Origin of the sequence: Rhizobium sp. NZLR11 (assembly GCF_019685115.1) — a bacterium.
GTDB lineage: Bacteria > Pseudomonadota > Alphaproteobacteria > Rhizobiales > Rhizobiaceae > Rhizobium.
Map to the genome: position 1 here is coordinate 120,135 of NZ_JABDWD010000012.1, position 18,222 is coordinate 138,356.

At 61.4% G+C, this 18,222-nt stretch carries 10 protein-coding genes; all 10 read left to right on the forward strand.

Features of this window, described 5'->3' with window-relative positions; all coding sequences use genetic code 11:
• Nucleotides 1-63: 63 nt before the first annotated feature.
• The 10 genes from HJB83_RS20950 to HJB83_RS20995 all read left to right on the forward strand — a co-directional run bounded on the left by HJB83_RS20950 (nt 64) and on the right by HJB83_RS20995 (nt 18,198).
• Nucleotides 64-6,363, forward strand: a complete 6,300-nt coding sequence (locus HJB83_RS20950) for a HAMP domain-containing protein (RefSeq protein WP_221132550.1) — start codon at nt 64-66, stop codon at nt 6,361-6,363.
• Nucleotides 6,364-6,373: 10 nt separating this feature from the next.
• Complete coding sequence (locus HJB83_RS20955) at nt 6,374-8,050, forward strand: response regulator (protein ID WP_221132551.1); 1,677 nt, start codon at nt 6,374-6,376, stop codon at nt 8,048-8,050.
• Between the two features lie 150 nt (nt 8,051-8,200).
• The gene (gene treZ / locus HJB83_RS20960) at nt 8,201-9,961 is read left to right on the forward strand and encodes a malto-oligosyltrehalose trehalohydrolase (protein WP_259671376.1); all 1,761 of its coding nucleotides are present in this window, start codon (nt 8,201-8,203) and stop codon (nt 9,959-9,961) included.
• A 26-nt stretch (nt 9,962-9,987) separates the two neighbouring features.
• Nucleotides 9,988-11,850: a 4-alpha-glucanotransferase gene (gene malQ / locus HJB83_RS20965; protein WP_221132553.1), complete on the forward strand. Its 1,863-nt coding sequence runs from the start codon at nt 9,988-9,990 to the stop codon at nt 11,848-11,850.
• Nucleotides 11,851-12,042: 192 nt separating this feature from the next.
• Nucleotides 12,043-12,204 carry a hypothetical protein gene (locus HJB83_RS20970; RefSeq protein WP_207584708.1) on the forward strand — a complete coding sequence of 54 codons (162 nt, stop codon included), beginning with the start codon at nt 12,043-12,045 and terminating at the stop codon, nt 12,202-12,204.
• A 553-nt stretch (nt 12,205-12,757) separates the two neighbouring features.
• Nucleotides 12,758-13,633 carry a DMT family transporter gene (locus HJB83_RS20975; protein ID WP_221132554.1) on the forward strand — a complete coding sequence of 292 codons (876 nt, stop codon included), beginning with the start codon at nt 12,758-12,760 and terminating at the stop codon, nt 13,631-13,633.
• A gap of 149 nt (nt 13,634-13,782) precedes the next feature.
• The gene (locus HJB83_RS20980) at nt 13,783-14,697 is read left to right on the forward strand and encodes an ABC transporter permease (RefSeq protein WP_207584710.1); all 915 of its coding nucleotides are present in this window, start codon (nt 13,783-13,785) and stop codon (nt 14,695-14,697) included.
• A 3-nt stretch (nt 14,698-14,700) separates the two neighbouring features.
• Nucleotides 14,701-15,627, forward strand: coding sequence for an ABC transporter permease (locus tag HJB83_RS20985; RefSeq protein ID WP_207584711.1), 927 nt, complete (start codon nt 14,701-14,703; stop codon nt 15,625-15,627).
• Entirely contained in the window at nt 15,620-17,254 is a 1,635-nt protein-coding gene (locus tag HJB83_RS20990; protein ID WP_207584712.1) for an ABC transporter ATP-binding protein, read from the forward strand. The genes HJB83_RS20985 and HJB83_RS20990 overlap by 8 nt, the downstream gene beginning before the upstream one ends.
• Entirely contained in the window at nt 17,251-18,198 is a 948-nt protein-coding gene (locus HJB83_RS20995; RefSeq protein WP_221132555.1) for a 2-hydroxyacid dehydrogenase, read from the forward strand. Before HJB83_RS20990 ends, HJB83_RS20995 begins: the two co-directional genes overlap by 4 nt.
• Nucleotides 18,199-18,222 lie beyond the last annotated feature (24 nt).

The following is an 18,222-nucleotide window of genomic DNA, read 5'->3' on the forward strand; positions in this document are numbered from 1 at the left end:
CCTCAGCCATACCCTTTTTCCACTTGAGCACTAATTTAACTCCAGTCGAACAAGGGGGATTTCGTGAGCAAGCAGACCAGTGAATTTTCGCGCGATGTCGTTGCGGCAGACGGCGTCAATGGGCACGACCATAAAACCATGGCATTCGACGATGCCAGCGCGCTTCTCGAAGTGCTGGTCGCCGTCAGGCGGGGCGACTTTTCCGTGCGGATGCGAGCGGATCTGACCGGCGTTACCGGCAAGGTCGCCGACGCTCTCAACGACATCATCGCTACCAACCAGCGCATGGCCCAGCAGCTCGAGCATGTCGGCGAAGTCGTCGGCCGGGACGGGCGGACGAGCACGCGGGTGCGCTTCGGCCTGTCGGACGGTTCCTGGTCCGAGATGGAAGGTTCGATCAATGGTCTGATTGACGATCTGCTGTGGCCGACGACCGCCGTCACCCGCACGATTACTGCGGTCGCCAAGGGGGATCTGCTGCAGACCGTGCCGCTCGATGTCGACGGGCGACCGCTGAAAGGCGAATTCCTACGCTCGGCCGATATCGTCAACACGATGATCAAGCAACTCAGCGTCTTCACGTCGGAAGTGACGCGTGTGGCGCGCGAGGTCGGCACCGACGGAAAACTCGGCGGGCAGGCGCAGGTGCCGGAGGTGACGGGCGTCTGGAAAGACCTCACCGAGAGCGTGAACTCGATGGCCTCGAACCTGACGGCGCAGGTGCGAAATATCGCTGAGGTGACGATCGCCGTCGCGAACGGCGACCTTTCTAAGAAGATCACCGTCGACGTGCGCGGCGAAATCTTGCAACTGAAGGAAGCGATCAACACCATGGTCGACCAGCTGAGGTCCTTCGCCTCGGAAGTGACGCGCGTCGCCCGGGAGGTCGGCACCGAGGGCAAGCTCGGCGGTCAGGCCCTGGTGCCCGGCGTGGCCGGCACCTGGAAGGACCTGACCGACAGCGTCAACGCCATGTGCGGCAACCTGACAGCCCAGGTCCGCAACATCGCCCAGGTAACGACGGCCGTGGCGCGCGGCGACCTGTCGCGCAAGATCACCGTCGACGTCTCCGGCGAAATCCTCGAACTGAAGGAAACCATCAACACGATGGTCGATCAGCTCAATGGCTTTGCCGGCGAGGTGACGCGCGTAGCGCGTGAAGTCGGCACCGAAGGCCGGCTTGGTGGACAGGCGCAGGTGCCGGGTGTCGCGGGCACCTGGAAGGATCTCACCGACAACGTCAATTCGATGGCGTCGAACCTGACGGCACAGGTGCGCAACATCGCCGAGGTCTCGACCGCGATCGCCAATGGCGACCTGTCGAAAAAGATCACGGTGACGGTGTCGGGCGAAATCCTCGAGCTGAAGGAGACCATCAATACGATGGTCGATCAGCTGAACGCTTTTGCCTCGGAAGTCACCCGCGTTGCCCGTGAAGTCGGCACGGAAGGGCGGCTCGGCGGCCAGGCCAATGTACGCGGCGTTGCCGGCACCTGGAAGGATCTGACCGAAAACGTCAACTCGATGGGCGGCAACCTGACGGCGCAGGTGCGCAATATCGCCGAAGTCTCGACCGCGATTGCCAATGGCGATCTGTCGAAGAAGATTACCGTCGACGTGAAGGGTGAAATCCTTGAGCTGAAGGAAACCATCAATACGATGGTCGATCAGCTGAACGCCTTTGCTTCGGAAGTGACCCGTGTGGCCCGCGAAGTCGGCACAGAGGGCCGGCTCGGCGGCCAGGCCAATGTGCGCGGCGTTGCCGGCACCTGGAAGGATCTCACCGACAGCGTCAATTCCATGGCTTCCAACCTGACGGGACAGGTGCGCAACATTGCCGAAGTCGCCACCGCCGTCGCTCAGGGAGACCTTTCCAAGAAAATCACCGTCACCGTATCGGGGGAAATCCTCGAGCTGAAGGAGACCATCAATACGATGGTCGATCAGCTGAACGGCTTTGCCGGTGAGGTGACGCGTGTGGCACGCGAGGTCGGCACCGAAGGGCGGCTCGGCGGCCAGGCCAACGTGCTCGGTGTTGCCGGCACCTGGAAGGATCTGACCGACAGCGTCAATTCCATGGCGGGCAATCTGACGGCGCAGGTGCGCAACATCGCCGAGGTCTCGACTGCGATTGCCAATGGCGACCTGTCGAAGAAAATTACGGTGTCGGTCTCGGGTGAAATCCTTGAGCTCAAGGAAACGCTGAACACCATGGTCGATCAGCTGAACCGGTTCGCCTCCGAAGTGACGCGCGTCGCGCGCGAGGTCGGGACGGAAGGCAAGCTCGGCGGCCAGGCGCAGGTGCCAGGTGTCGCCGGCACCTGGAAGGATCTGACCGAGAACGTCAATTCCATGGCCTCCAACCTCACCGGCCAGGTGAGAAACATCGCCGAAGTAACAACGGCGGTGGCGCGTGGCGACCTGTCTCGCAAGATCACCGTCGACGTGAAAGGAGAAATCCTCGAACTGAAAAACACCATCAACACCATGGTGGACCAGTTGAACGCTTTTGCCGGTGAAGTGACGCGTGTAGCCCGCGAGGTCGGCACCGAAGGCAAGCTCGGCGGCCAGGCGCAGGTCTCCGGTGTGGCCGGCACCTGGAAGGATCTGACCGACAGCGTCAATTCCATGGCCGGCAATCTGACGGCGCAGGTGCGCAATATCGCCGAGGTGGCGACCGCGATCGCCAACGGCGACTTGTCGCGCAAGATCACCGTCGACGTGCGCGGCGAAATCCTGCTGTTGAAGGATACGCTGAATACCATGGTCGATCAGCTGCGATCCTTTGCCGGCGAAGTGACCCGTGTGGCGCGCGAAGTCGGCACCGATGGCAGGCTCGGCGGTCAGGCGGTCGTTCCGGGCGTCGCCGGCACCTGGAAGGACCTGACCGACAACGTCAACCTGCTCGCCGCCAACCTGACAACCCAGGTTCGAAACATCGCCGAAGTGACGACGGCGGTGGCGCGCGGCGACCTGTCGCGCAAGATCACCGTCGACGTGAAGGGTGAAATCCTCGAACTGAAGAACACCATCAATACGATGGTGGACCAGCTGAACGCTTTTGCCGGTGAGGTGACGCGCGTCGCCCGCGAAGTCGGCACCGAAGGCAAGCTTGGCGGCCAGGCGCAGGTGCCTGGAGTGGCAGGCACCTGGAAGGACCTGACCGACACCGTCAATGTCATGGCCGCTAACCTGACCGAGCAGGTCCGCGGCATCGTCAAGGTGGTGACGGCGGTGGCGAACGGCGACCTCAAGCAGAACCTCACCGTCGCATCCAAGGGCGAAGTGGCGGCGCTCGCCGAAACCATCAACAACATGACCAACACGCTCGCGACCTTCGCCGATCAGGTGACGACGGTGGCGCGCGAGGTGGGCGTGGAAGGCCGCCTCGGCGGCCAGGCGAATGTTCCGGGCACGGCGGGGACCTGGAAGGATTTGACTGGCAACGTCAACCTGCTTGCCGCCAACCTGACGACGCAGGTGCGCGCCATTGCCGAAGTGGCGACCGCCGTCACCAAGGGCGACCTGACGCGCTCGATCAAGGTCGACGCGCGCGGCGAAGTGGCCGAGCTCAAGGACAACATCAACACGATGATCGACAATCTGCGGCTGACCACCGAGCGTAACACCGAGCAGGACTGGTTGAAGACCAACCTGGCGCGCTTCACCAATATGTTGCAGGGACAGCGCGATCTGACGCTGGTCGGCAAGATGCTGCTCTCGGAGCTGGCGCCGCTGGTCGGCGCGCACCAGGGGGTAATCTACCAGGTGGATGCCGATGAACGGCAGCCGGTCTTGTCGCTGCTCTCTGTCTATGCGCAAGGGGTCGAGGCGGCGCACCCGGCACGGCTTGAATTCGGCCAGGGACTGGTTGGCCAGTGTGCCAGCGACGCCCGCCGCATCCTGGTCACCGATCTTCCCGACAATGTCGTTCCGATAAGCTCCGGCGTGTTCACGACCCTGCCGAGAAGCGCCATCGTGCTGCCGGTGCATTTCGAGGGGCAGGTGAAGGCGGTGATCGAGCTTGCCTCCGCCGGCGAATTCACCGAGCTGCAATTGTCATTCCTCGACCAGCTGACGACGTCGATCGGCATCGTGCTCAACTCGATCGAAGCGACCATGCAGACCGAAGGCCTGCTCAAACAGTCCCAGCAGCTTGCCGCCGAGCTGCAGACGCAGCAGCGCGAGTTGCAGCAGACCAACGAGCAGCTCGGGCAGAAGGCGCAGCAGCTGGAAGAACGCAACGTCGAAGTCGAGGCGAAGAACCAGGAGATCGAGCAGGCCCGGCGCGCGCTGGAGGAAAAGGCAACCGAGTTGGCGCTAACATCGAAGTACAAATCCGAATTCCTCGCCAACATGTCGCATGAGCTGCGCACGCCTTTGAATTCGATCCTCATCCTCGGCCAGCAGCTGGGGGAAAATCCGGATGGCAACCTGTCGGGAAAACAGGTCGAGTTCGCCAAGACCATCCACGGCGCTGGAACCGATCTCCTGAACCTCATCAGCGATATCCTCGACCTGTCGAAGATCGAGTCCGGAACGGTCTCGGTCGATGCCGAGGAGATTTTCGTCAGCAACCTGCTCGAGATGATGGCTCGGCCATTCCGGCATGAGGCAGAAAATCGGAGCCTGTCGTTCTCGGTTGAGGTCGGTGGCGATATTACCAAGAGCATCATTACGGATTCGAAGCGGTTGCAGCAGATCCTCAAGAACCTCCTGTCGAACGCCTTCAAATTCACCGCGCAGGGCGGCGTCACGCTTCGCGTCGGGTTGGCAGAAAGCGGCTGGTCGCCCGATCATCCGTCGCTCCGGCACGCGCCCTCCGTCATCGCCTTCGAAGTCGTCGATACCGGCATCGGCATCCCCCCGGAAAAGCAGCGCATCATTTTCGAAGCGTTCCAGCAGGCGGATGCCTCGACAAGCCGTAAATATGGCGGCACCGGCCTTGGCCTGGCGATCAGCCGCGAGCTGGCAAACCTCTTGGGGGGTGAAATCCAGCTCCGCAGCACGCCCGGCGTCGGCAGCACCTTCGTCCTCTATCTGCCGCTTACCTATGTCGGTGCCGGCGCGGTTGCGCCGAAATCCGTCCCACCGGCCAATGTCGTGGAATTTGCCGAGGCCGCGGCAATCCGCCGTGCCGAAAAACCAACCGAACATGTTGAAGACGATCGTCATCGGATAGCGGCCGGTGACTCGGTGCTGCTCATCGTCGAGGATGATCCACATTACGCCCGCGTCTTGGTCGATCTCGCCCGTGACAATGGATTCAAGGTTCTGGTGGCGATGCGTGGCGGCGATGCGCTGGCACTCGCGCAGGACTACAGGCCGGCGGCGATCTCGCTCGACATCTTCCTGCCCGATATGCTCGGCTGGACGGTGCTCAGCCAGCTCAAGCAGAACCCGCAGACGCGGCATATCCCGGTGCAGATCATCAGTCTCGATGAGGATCGCCAGCATGGGCTGACCCGCGGCGCCTTCGCCTTCATGAGCAAGCCGACGACGCCGGAGGGCCTCGGCAAGGCGCTGTCGCGTTTGAAAGCCTATGCGCAACCGCGCCGCAAGCATCTGTTGCTCGTCGAAGACAACGAGGCCGAACGGTTGAGCGTCACTGCCCTTCTCGGACATGACGACATCGACATCACCAGCGTCGGCTCCGGATCGGAAGCACTCGACGCTCTGAGGCAGGATCCGCCGGATTGCGTGGTGCTCGACCTTTCCCTTCCGGATATGTCCGGCTTTGACGTACTGGAGAAAATACGCGACGACGCCGAGATCGGTGAGGTTCCGGTGGTCGTATTCACCGGCCGGGAGCTTTCACCTGAGGAAGATGCGATGCTGCACAGCATGGCCCGAAGCGTCGTCGTGAAGGGCGTCGAGTCTCCGGAGCGTCTTCTCGACGAGACCGCTCTATTTCTGCACCGGGTCTTCGCCGACCTGCCGCCTGCAAAACAGGCGACGCTGCAGGAATTGCACAGCTCGGACGAGGATCTCGTCGGCGAGACAGTGCTGCTCGTCGACGACGATGCTCGCAACATCTTCGCGCTGAGCAGCGTGCTCGAGCGCCGGGGAATGCGGGTGCTGACAGCAACGACCGGCAGCGAAGCCATCGACGTCATCAACAATGAACCCTCTGTCGCAATCGTGCTGATGGATATCATGATGCCTGGAATGGACGGTTACGAGACGATGCAGGTCATCCGTTCGGAGCCACGATTCCGGCGGCTGCCGATCCTGGCGTTGACGGCCAAAGCGATGAAGGGCGACCGCGAGAAATGCCTGGAAGCGGGCGCTTCCGACTACTTGGCGAAGCCGGTCAATACCGAACAGCTTCTGTCGGCCCTTCGCATGTGGCTGCACCGCTGAGGACCTGGCCATGAACCCCGTCAACATCCTCCTCGTCGACGACCAACCCGCCAAGCTTCTGAGTTACGAGGTCATCCTCGACGAGCTCGAAGAAAACCTCATTAAGGCGCAGTCGGCGCGCGAAGCCTTCGAGCATCTATTGCGCACCGAAATCGCGGTGATCCTCGTCGATGTCTGCATGCCTGAACAGGATGGGTTCGAGCTGGTCAGCATGATCCGGCAGCACCCACGGTATCAAGATACGCCGATTATCTTCGTTTCCGCGGTGATGCTGGCCGAACCCGACCGGTTGCGCGGATATGCGGTGGGCGCGGTCGACTACGTCTCCGTGCCGATCGTGCCCGAAGTGCTGAGAGCCAAGGTCAGGGTCTTTGCCGATCTCTACAGGAAGACACGGGAACTTGAGCGCCTGAATGCGGAGCTGGAGGCCCGGGTTCGCCAACGCACTGCCGAACTCGAAGCCTCGGCCGCCCAGTTGCGGGAGCTCAACGAGGAGCTCGAGCACCGGATCGATCAAAGGACGCGGGAGCGCGAGGAGGCGTTGGCGCAACTGTTCGAGGCGCAGAAGCTCGACACCATCGGCCACCTGACCGGCGGGGTGGCGCACGACTTCAACAACCTTCTCATGGCGGTGCTCGGCAGCCTTGGCCTTCTGAAGAAGCGGCTTCCGGTGGATGAACGCAGCGAACGGCTGCTGACCAATGCGATCCAGGCGGCCGAGCGCGGCACGGCGCTGACCCAGCGCCTGCTTGCCTTCGCACGCCGCCAGGAGCTCAAGCCGCAGGCGGTCGACTTCCTCAGGCTGTTCGAAAACGTCGAGGATCTTCTCGCCAAGGCGGTCGGGCCGCGCATCGAAATCCGCAAGCGCATCCCGGCAGATCTGGCGCCCATTCTGGTGGACAGCAACCAACTGGAATTGGCGCTGCTCAACCTGTTCGTCAATGCGCGCGATGCACTCGAAAGCGGCGGAGCCGTAACGGTTGCCGCGGCGGCCGCCGAAGAGGGCCGGCCAGCCGGTCTCGCCGGCGGCAACTACATCAGAATATCGGTGTCGGATGATGGCGAAGGGATGGACGAAGCAACGGTCTCGCGTGCCGCCGAACCGTTTTTTACCACCAAGGGAGTCGGCAAGGGCACCGGTCTCGGCCTGTCGATGGTGCATGGTCTGGCGGCGCAATCCGGGGGCTCGATCCAGATATCGAGCGCCAGGGGCAGCGGCACGACCGTATCCCTTTGGCTGCCCGTCGCCGAGACTTTCGTCGAGGTGCAGCCGGTCGTCGAGGCTCCGGCGACGGAGCCTCTGAAACCGGCGTCGCGGCCGCTTGCCATTCTCGTCGTCGACGACGACCCGCTTGTCCGGACGGGAACCGTGGCGATGCTGGAGGATCTCGGGCACCTGCCGCAGGAAGTGTCCTCCGCTTCCCAAGCCTTGGAATTCTTTGCCGGCGGACAGGATTGCGATCTCGTCATTACCGATCATGCCATGCCGGGTATGACAGGCGCCGAGCTTGCGCGCCACCTCCGCTCGGCTTTCCCGGGCCTACCGATCATCCTCGCCTCGGGCTATGCCGAATTTTCCGAAGACCATGGCCTCGGCCGGATGCTGCGGATGAAGAAACCATTCACGCAGGAACAGCTTCAGGCGGCCATGGATCAGGCGCTCTCCGGCAAGGTCGCGGCGGCCTGACGATCGAAGCGTAAACATACCAAGGCGAGCAGTGCGGTCATCCCCGCGACCGTTGCCGCTTTCGCGTGTCCAATTGCGGACGAAACTTTTTGCTCCCGCAAAAGTTAAATAAATCTATCCCCACTCACCGAAGGCTTTCCCTTGACCAAAATGACGTTCGGCCCCGCATTCATCGAAGACGGCATTCTGTTTCGCCTCTGGGCTCCTCTGCATGAAAGCGTGTCGTTGAAGATCGAAGGCGCCGATCCGCGCCCGATGCAGGCGGCCGAAGACGGCTGGCATCGGTGCATAGTTCCGAATGCTCATGCCGGTACGCGCTATCGCTTCGTCCTGCCGGACGGCCTTGAAATTCCCGATCCCGCCTCGCGGTTCCAGCCGCAGGATGTGCATGGTCCGAGTGAGGTGGTCGACCTTTCCTCTTATCGCTGGAACACGAGCGACTGGCCTGGCCGGCCCTGGGAAGAGATGGTTATCTACGAGATGCACATCGGCTGCTTCACGCCGGAGGGCAGCTTCAGGGCGGCGATCGAGCGGCTCGATCATCTGCGAGAGCTGGGCATTACGGCGCTGCAGATCATGCCGCTCAGTGAATTCCCGGGTCGTTATAGCTGGGGCTATGACGGTGTGCTTCCCTATGCTCCCGACAGCAGTTACGGCCGGCCGGAAGATTTCATGGCGCTGGTGGATGCAGCGCACCAGCGCGGCATCTCGGTGTTCCTCGATGTGGTCTACAATCACTTCGGGCCGGATGGGAACTATATCCCCTCCTATGCGCCGCTCTTTACGGACCATCACAAGACGCCCTGGGGCCATGGCATCAACTACGACGGCGACGGATCGCAGATGATCCGCGAATTTGTCATTGAGAACGCCATTTACTGGATCACCGAATTCAGGCTCGACGGCTTCCGCTTCGATGCCGTTCACGCGATCAAGGACGACAGCGACGAGCATCTTCTTTACGAGCTTGCCCACCGCGTCAGGGCCGCGGCCAGCGATCGGCATGTGCATCTGATCGTCGAAAACGAGGAGAATGACAGCGACCTGTTGAAGCGTGACGAAAAAGGTGAAGCGAAGCTGTTCACAGCCCAGTGGAATGACGACGTCCACCACGTGCTGCATATCGCGGCGACCGGCGAAACCTTCGGCTATTATGCCGATTACGCTGGCGACGCTGGCAAGCTCGGCCGAGCGCTGGCGGAAGGTTTCGTGTTCCAGGGCGAACATATGTCGTATCGCGGAGGAGGCCGCGGCAGACCGAGTGGCCACCTGCCGCCGACCGCCTTCATTTCCTTCATCCAGAACCATGATCAGATCGGCAATCGGGCGCTCGGCGATCGGGTTCTGGCCTCGAGCCCGGCCAATGCCGTCAAGGCCGTCATCGCCATCTATCTGCTGGCGCCTGAGATACCGATGCTGTTCATGGGTGAGGAATGGGGTGCGGAGGAGCCGTTTCCTTTTTTCTGCGATTTCGACGAGGATCTGAACGAGAAGGTCAGGAAAGGCCGTCGCGAGGAGCTTTCGCGTCTGCCGGGCTTCGACGCCGACGACCTTCTCGACCCGACGGCGCCATCGACCTTTGCGGCCGCCAAACTGGATTGGTCGAAACGCACTACCTCTGACGTGCTTGAGTATTACCGGACACTTCTCGACCTCCGGCATCGGAAGATCGTTCCTTTGCTGAAGGGTGTGGCCGGCGGAAGCGCGGTCTACCGCTCGGCGGGAAACGCGATCGCGGTGGATTGGACCCTTGCGGAGAGCCGGCACCTTCATCTGCGCGCCAACCTAGGCAGCGAGGCGGCACTGCCGCTTGACCCGCAACAGGGTGACGCCGAGACGATATTCCGTCTCGGCAGCGACGGCGGCGATCTCGCGCCCTGGACGGTGATCTGGAGCATGAGCAAAGCGTGACGGCGGTGCGAGGAAAGGATCGACTGATGAAATCCGCTGAGCTCGATAAGCTCGCCCGGCTCCACGGCATCAGCCCGACAAGACCCAGCCCCGAGAGCCGGGAAGTGGCGATTTCCGCCGAGACCAAGCGCAACATACTCTCTGCACTGAACATCGAATTGACGAGGACGGGTGAGACTGGCGCGCCGCGGCGGGAAGCGAAGCCGGCGCGCGGGAAGATCCCGGTGTCATTTCTGCCGGATTTCCTGTCCGACACACGGGTCTGGGGCGTGAGCCTGCAGCTTTACGAACTCCGGTCGGCACGCAATTGGGGCATAGGAGACTTCAAGGATCTGGCTGATATGGCCGATCTGGCGGGATCGCTGGGGGCCGATTTCATCGGACTCAATCCGCTTCACGCGCCGTTCCTCGCCGATCCCGACCGTTGCAGCCCCTATGAACCCTCAAGCCGTCAGCATCTCAACCCGCTCTATATCGCAGTCGACCAGGTGCCGGGGTTTGCCAGCAGTCGCGAACTCGAACGGGAGTTGGAGCGCCTTCGCCAATCCGATCTCGTCGATTACATCGGCGTCGCGCGGACCAAGCTTGGGGCGCTTCGTGATCTCTGGTCGGCATGGCGCCAGGGTCGTGTCAGTCGCAAGGCCGCCTCTGACGGCCCGGCCGATTTCGACGCCTTTGTCGCGCAAGGCGGCGACAGCCTGCGGCTGCATGCGCTGTTCGAATGCCTCTCGTTTTACATGGTCGAGCGCGGAGCGGGCGCCGGCTGGCAACGGTGGCCAGCCGAGTTCCAGCGCGTCGACAGCGCTGCCGTCACCGATTTTGAACGCGAGCACCCGGACGATGTTCGTTTCCACATGTGGCTACAATGGCTCGCCCACTGGCAATTGATGCAGGCAGCAGATCGAGCGCGCAAGGCCGGGCTGCGCATCGGGCTCTATCTTGATCTTGCCGTCGGGGAAGCGGTCGATGGCTCGGCGACATGGAGCGAGCCGGATATCTATGTCTCCCAGGCCACCATCGGCAGCCCTCCCGATCCATTCGCCGTCGACGGCCAGGACTGGCACCTCGCTGGATACCTGCCTTCAAAAATTGCCGCAGGGGAGATGTCGCCGTATCGACGCATGGTCAGCACCGCCATGCGCTACGCGGGCGCCATTCGCATCGATCACGCGCCGGCAATCCGTCGCCTTTTCCTGGTTCCGTTGGGCGACAGGCCGGAGAGCGGCGCCTATGTCCGCTATCCCGAGGATCGGCTGCTACAGATCCTCGCCGAAGTTTCCGCCGAACACCGATGCCTCGTCATCGGAGAGTCCCTGGGAATGATCCCGGAAGGATTGCAGGACAATCTAGCCGCTGCCGGCATTCTCTCCTACCGGATCCTTTCCTACGAACAGGACGACAAGGGCTTCAAGCCGGCCGATGCCTATCCCGTCCTCGCGCTCGCCTGCATTTCGACGCATGACCACCAGACCCTTGCCGGCTGGTGGCGCGGCGCCGACATTCGGGACCGTTGTAAACACGGTATCGTACCGCCCGATCTCACCGAAGAACATCTCAAACACCGCAAGCACGAGCGGAGGAACCTGAAGGCCACCTTCAAGGTTGCCGGCCTCGATCTGCCGGCCCGCCTTGCTTCCGCAAGGGTGAGTGAGGAAACGCTGAGGGAACTGACCGTCAGCGCCTATCGCTTCATTGCGCGGACTCCGTCGTTGCTCGTCGCGGTTCGGCTTGCCGATCTCACCGACGAAAAAAAGCCAACCAACGTTCCAGGCACCAGCGACAGCTATCCGAACTGGAAGCCGAAGCTATCGGTTTGGCTCGAGGATTTGACGACTAGTCCGCTGCTCGAGAGCGTGGGAGCGGTGATGCGAGAGGAAAGGCCGGGGTGATCGAGGTCGAGTGAACCGCCAGCTTCGCCATTGTCGTTCGATCGGGCCTGCCGCGCGTATGGAAATCGATCGGGCAGGGAACGAATACGAAGCCGGCGAATTTTCAAGGAATAAGGACAGGGATCGCCGAGATAAGCCTGTCCGCTTTCGCCGCTTCAGATGCGGCGCGACCAATATGATGGAAACAAGACCATGACGACCGCATTCATCCTTATCGCATTGGCTCTCATCATGATCTACGCCGGTCCGACGTTGCTGTTCATCTGCTTCGGCTATGCCGACTATGTGCTGGAGCGGCGAAGACATATGATGGCTCTGAAGCACGCCGTGAGACGTCGCAGCGATGAGCTTTAGAGTAATTCCTGGAAATCGCTTCCTTCCCGGGATCGTGCGAAGTGGTCAGCTTTCGTCGGTCTTGGGCATCGGAAAGGGAACCGGCTTTTCCGGCGTGGCGCGGATTGTCAGGCTTTTCGACCCGTCTGAATAGGTTGACGGCATCCGATTAAGGTAATCGGAAAAGTCGACGACGAAGTTCAGCCGGCCGTATTTTTAAAATTGAAAGCGTATTCCATCGACGGCGCTCTCCCGGCTTTCGAGTTCCCAGCTGCCCCCATCATCGTCACGTGCCGTCGAGTGTCATCAAGCCTAGTTTCTCGATGGGATATGGCAGTTGTCGCCTTCAAACTAATATATTTGTATTTTAGTGTGGACGCCGGGCGAGGGATCGAGATAAGACCGTCAGATCGCGCGACCGACAGATAGCGATGCCCATCCCTGATGAGTTGAGCGATCCTGGCACCTGCACGCCAGGAAGGCTCTTATTTCTGATGGATTGCTGGTTCAACGCGCTGCCGTATCGAACGTCCGATATTGGCAGAGCCCACATCGTTCAATCAGGAGAAGCGTGATGCAGCCCGGTCGCACAGGCCTTGCCGTCTGCATGATGGTGGCCGCCGCCTTTTTGAATAGTCTTGACGCCATCATTGTGCGCTTGCTGGCCGGCGACGTGCATCCCTTGATGATCGGCTTTTTCCGCTCGTTTTTCGGACTTCTTGTCGTCTCGCCGTGGATCGTGTCCCGAGTCGGTCTGAAAGCCTCTCCCTATCGTGTTCTGCACGCCGTGCGTGCGGGTCTGAAGCTTGCCTCACTGGTTGCTTTGTTCATCGCCTTTGCGCACGCGCCACTGGCCGATGCCACGGCGATTAATTTCACCATGCCGATGTTTCTCGTTCTCGGTGCATGGCTTGTCCTCAAGGAGCGCGTCGGCGTCTCCAGCGTCGCCGGCATCGCCGCAGGCTTTATCGGCGTGATGATCATCATTCGCCCCGGAGCGTCAGGTTTCGACCAATGGCTGCTTTTTGCCCTTGCAGGAGCGGTCTTGACGGCTGCTAGCCAGTTGATGCTTCGGCGCATGGCGTTGAGGGATAGCGCGGACCGGCTGGTTGCGTGGAATCTCACTACCACGGTGCCGCTTGGCCTGATCGTCATGGTGCCGGTTTGGTCGATGCCGACCTGGAGCCAACTCGGGCTGCTCGCCATACAAGGGGCGCTCGGCGCATTCAACATGACGCTGATCACCCGCGCCTTCGGTATGGCGGCTGCAAGCGTTCTGGCCCCGCTCGACTTTCTCCGGCTGCCGGTCGTAGCACTCATAGCTTTCCTGTTTTTCTCGGAGGTTCCGGCCGCACAGACATGGATTGGTGCCGCGGTCATCATTGGCGCGACCATCATTGGAACGGGCGGTATGGCGTGGCGGCGCAAGCCGCCGTTTGATAAGAGCTGACGATTTTGAGAAAGGGGGTTCACAAAAATTCTAGATGAACTAATATTTTAGTTCACGCCTGTCGCCGGAAAGGGCATGACTGGGCGGGCTTCGAAACACGCGAAGACCAGACCTGACGGTCCGTATGGGTTTCACTCGGGAGGAGTGGCATGAAGAGTTTTATCGGCAAGCGTGCGATCGCCAGTGGCGTATCGCTCGTGGTGCTTATCGTCATCGTCTTTTTCCTCTCCCGGCTGACGGGCGACCCGACCGACCTCTATCTGCCGATCGACGCGACCACGGAAATGCGCCAGCAATTCCGTGAGATGAACGGTTTCAACGACCCATTGATCATCCAGTTCGGCCGTTATGTCGCGGATCTCGCCCAAGGCAATTTCGGTCAGTCCCTGCGCCAGGCCCGTCCGGCCATGGATGTCGTGCTGGAGGCCTTCGTCTGGACCTTCTGGCTGGCTGTCATCACCATGGCGCTGGTCACGGTCGCTGCGATCGTCATTGGTTCGCTCGCGGCGTTTCGCGTCGGCGGGGTCTTCGACCGTCTTGCCACTTTCTTCTCGCTGATCGGCGCTGCCGCCCCGGATTTCTGGCTTGCCATCGTGGCAATCGTCATTTTCGCCGTGAAACTGCATGTCCTGCCGACATCGGGAACGGGAACGTTCTGGCACTGGGTCCTGCCGGTCAGCGTGCTGTTCATCCGGCCCTTCGGCCTGATCCTGCAGGTGGTGCGCGGCTCGATGATCAGCGTGCTGTCTTCCGCCTACGTGAAGACGGCGCGCGCCAAGGGCGTGCGTTCGAACTCGATCATCTTCATTCACGGACTGCGCAACGCCATGCTGCCGGTGATCACAGTGATCGGCGATCAGGCGGCGGCCATCTTGAACGGTGCCGTTGTCGTCGAGACGGTGTTCGGCTTTCCCGGAATAGGCAAGCTGATGATCGATTCCATCCTCCTTCGCGATTTCGCCGTCGTGCTGGCCGTCATCATGGTCTCGGCATTGGCGATCTTCATCATGAACCTGTTGATCGACATTGCCTATGCGCTGCTCGATCCGCGTATCCGGTATTGAGCGATGACGATGACCGACACACAAATCCTCATCGAGAAAAAACCGAGCGGCCCGATCGGGCGTTGGCTGACCATGCTGTGGGCGGACAAGCTCGCATTCTTCGCCGCTCTATTCCTCCTGATCGTTCTTCTCTGCGCGCTGTTTGGCCCGTTTCTGCTGGAGGGCATCGCCACCAAGCAGAACCTGCGGGGCCGAAACGCGCCGCCCTTCGATATTACCCGCGGATGGCTTTATGTCCTTGGAGCCGATGCGCTGGGCAGGCCGCTGCTTGCCCGCGTCGTCGTCGCGGCGCAAAACACCATCCTGATTGCTGCGGCGGCGGTGCTTGCATCCTCTATCGTTGGCACGGCGCTCGGACTGGTGGCGGGTTATAGCCGCTCTTCCGCCGCTCAATGGATCATGCGCCTCGGCGACGTCATCATGTCCTTTCCGTCGCTGCTTCTGGCGGTGATCGTGCTCTATATGCTCGAACCCTCGGTCACCAATATCGTCCTCGTCCTGGCGATCACCCGCATTCCCATCTATCTGCGCACCACCCGCGCCGAAGTGCTGGAAGTGCGCGAGCGGATGTTCGTGCAGGCGGCGAAAGTCATGGGAGCATCGTCCCGGCGCATTGTCTTTCATCACATCCTGCCGGTGATCTTCCCGACGCTGGTCACCATTGGGACGCTTGATTTCGCCTTCGTCATGCTGGCGGAATCCTCGCTGTCGTTCCTTGGGATCGGCATTCAGGCGCCGGAAATCACCTGGGGCCTCATGGTTGCCCAAGGGCGGCCTTACCTTACCAATGCCTGGTGGCTGTCCTTCTGGCCGGGCCTTGCAATCATCCTGACGACGCTGTCGCTCAATCTTCTGTCAAATTGGCTGCGCATCGCGCTCAATCCAACGCAACGCTGGCGCCTTGAAATGAGGGGCAGGAAAAATGGCTGAACATCTTCTGGAAGTGCGCGACCTCTCGGTCGAGTTTCACACCGCCAGTGGCTCCGTCAAGGCAGTGCAAGATGTCAGTTGGCATCTCGATCGCGGCGAGACACTGGCAATCCTCGGGGAAAGCGGTTCGGGCAAGTCGGTGTCCGCCTCGGCGATCATGAACCTGATCGATATGCCACCCGGCAAGATCACCGGCGGCACCATCCTCCTCAATGGGCGCGATATGCTGAAAATGACGCCTGAGGAGCGGCGTTCGATCAACGGCGCCAAGATCGCCATGATCTTTCAGGATCCGCTGGCGCATCTCAATCCGGTCTACACGGTCGGCTGGCAAATCACCGAAATGATGACCACGCATGGTCAGTCCGCTGAGCAGGCCCGTGCCAGGGCGCTCGAACTCATGCAGCGAGTGGGCATCACCGATCCGCAGGCGGCGATGCGAAAATACCCGTTTCAGTTCTCCGGCGGGCAGCGGCAGCGGCTGATGATCGCCATGGCGATCGCCTGCAAGCCCGAAATCCTGATTGCGGATGAACCGACCACCGCGCTTGATGTTACGGTGCAGGCACAAGTGCTCGAACTTCTGCAGGAATTGCAGCAGGAAACCGGAATGGGCCTGTTGCTGATCACGCACGATCTTGGTGTCGTTGCAGAGATCGCCGACCGGGTCGTGGTGATGAATTCCGGCTGCGTCGTCGAAACCGGCAATGCCGCCGAAGTTTATCGCAACCCGCAGAACCCCTATACGAAGAAGCTGATTGCCGCCGCACCTGGGAAGGGCGCGATGGCGCAAGAGCGTGACCGGCAGGGCGAACCGCTGCTGCGCGCCATCGGCTTGAAGAAGAGTTTTGGCGCATTCCAGGCACTGAGAGGCGTGGACTTCGTCATCATGCCCGGCGAAACGGTCGCTGTTGTCGGCGAGAGCGGTTCCGGTAAGTCGACGCTTGCCCGGGCGATCGTTCGCCTTGACGACCCACAGGAGGGTCAGGTCCTCTACCGCGGCAATGATCTGCTTGCGATGAGCCCGAGGGAAATATTCGGGCTGCGTCGGGATTTGCAGATGGTCTTTCAAGACCCGACGCAGTCGCTCAACCCGCGGATGACCGTGTTCAGGCTGATTTCCGAGGCCTGGGTCATTCACCCGGATATCCTGCCGAAAGCGAGATGGAAGGAGAGGGTGGCCGAATTGCTGGTCAAGGTTGGCCTGAAGCCGGATATGGCGGACCGGTATCCACATCAATTTTCGGGCGGCCAGCGCCAGCGCATCGCCATTGCCCGCGCGCTGGCGATGGAGCCGAAACTGATCATCTGCGACGAGGCGGTTTCAGCGCTCGACGTGTCGATCCAGGCACAGGTGATTGCCTTGCTCGAGGGTCTGCGTCGCGAATTCGGCCTGTCCTACCTTTTCATTGCACACGACCTGCCGGTGGTTCGCGATTTCGCGGATCGTGTCATCGTCATGAAGGCCGGCGAGATTGTCGAGGAGGGGCCGGTGGGCCAGATATTTAACGCGCCATCCCACCCCTACACCCAGGCGCTGCTTGCCGCCGGCCTCGATCCCGATCCCGAGGTCCAGGCCACCCGACGCGCCGCACGTCTCACACAGGAAGGACTCGTTTCCGTATGAAGCCCGATGTCATCGTCGCCTATCCGCTCCGGTCCCGTCAGATGGCGGTGCTGGAGGAGACCTATACGCTGCACCGGCTGGATCTTGCAGAAGGCGGGCAACGCGATGCTCTCCTGGCCAAAGCCGGCCCGATCTGCACGGCTCTGGTCTGCAACGGCCATGTGACGATCGATGAAGCCCTGCTTGCGAAATTGCCGGCACTGAAGCTGGCCGCCTGTTCCTCGGCCGGCTACGACCAGATGGACGTCGAGGCGATGACGCGGCGCGGCATCAAGCTCACCAACACATCCGAGGTGCTTTGCGACGACGTTGCCGACATGGCGCTGCTTCTGATGCTGGCGGCACGCCGGCGCCTGCCGGAAGGTGATCGCTATGTGCGCTCCGGCGACTGGGGGCACAAGGGCATGATGCCGCTGACGACATCGACGTCGGGCAAGAAAGCCGGGATCGTCGGTCTCGGCCGCATAGGCATGGCGATTGCCAGGCGATGCGAAGCTGTCGGACTGGCGGTCGGTTATTATGGGCGGACGAAAAAAGCCGACAATGATTTTGCCTATTTCGACGAGCCGGTAAAACTGGCGGACTGGGCCGACATCCTGATCGTCGCGACACCGGGCGGGCCCTCGACCGAAGGGTTGATTTCGGCAGAGGTGCTGAATGCGCTCGGACCAACGGGCAGCTTCATCAACATTGCCCGCGGCACCGTGGTCGATGAGCCGGCCTTGATCCGCGCCTTGCAGGAAAATCGGATCGCATCTGCCGGCATCGATGTCTACCTCAACGAACCCAATCCCGATCGGCGCTTCGCAGCACTCGATAACGTTGTGCTCTATCCCCATCACGCCAGCGGCACCGAGGAAACGCGCGACAGGATGGCGCAACTCACGCTCGACAACCTTGCCGCCTTCTTCGCAGGCAGGCCGCTGCTGACGCCGGTCAATTGACCCCGGCGGAAACCTGCGGCGCGG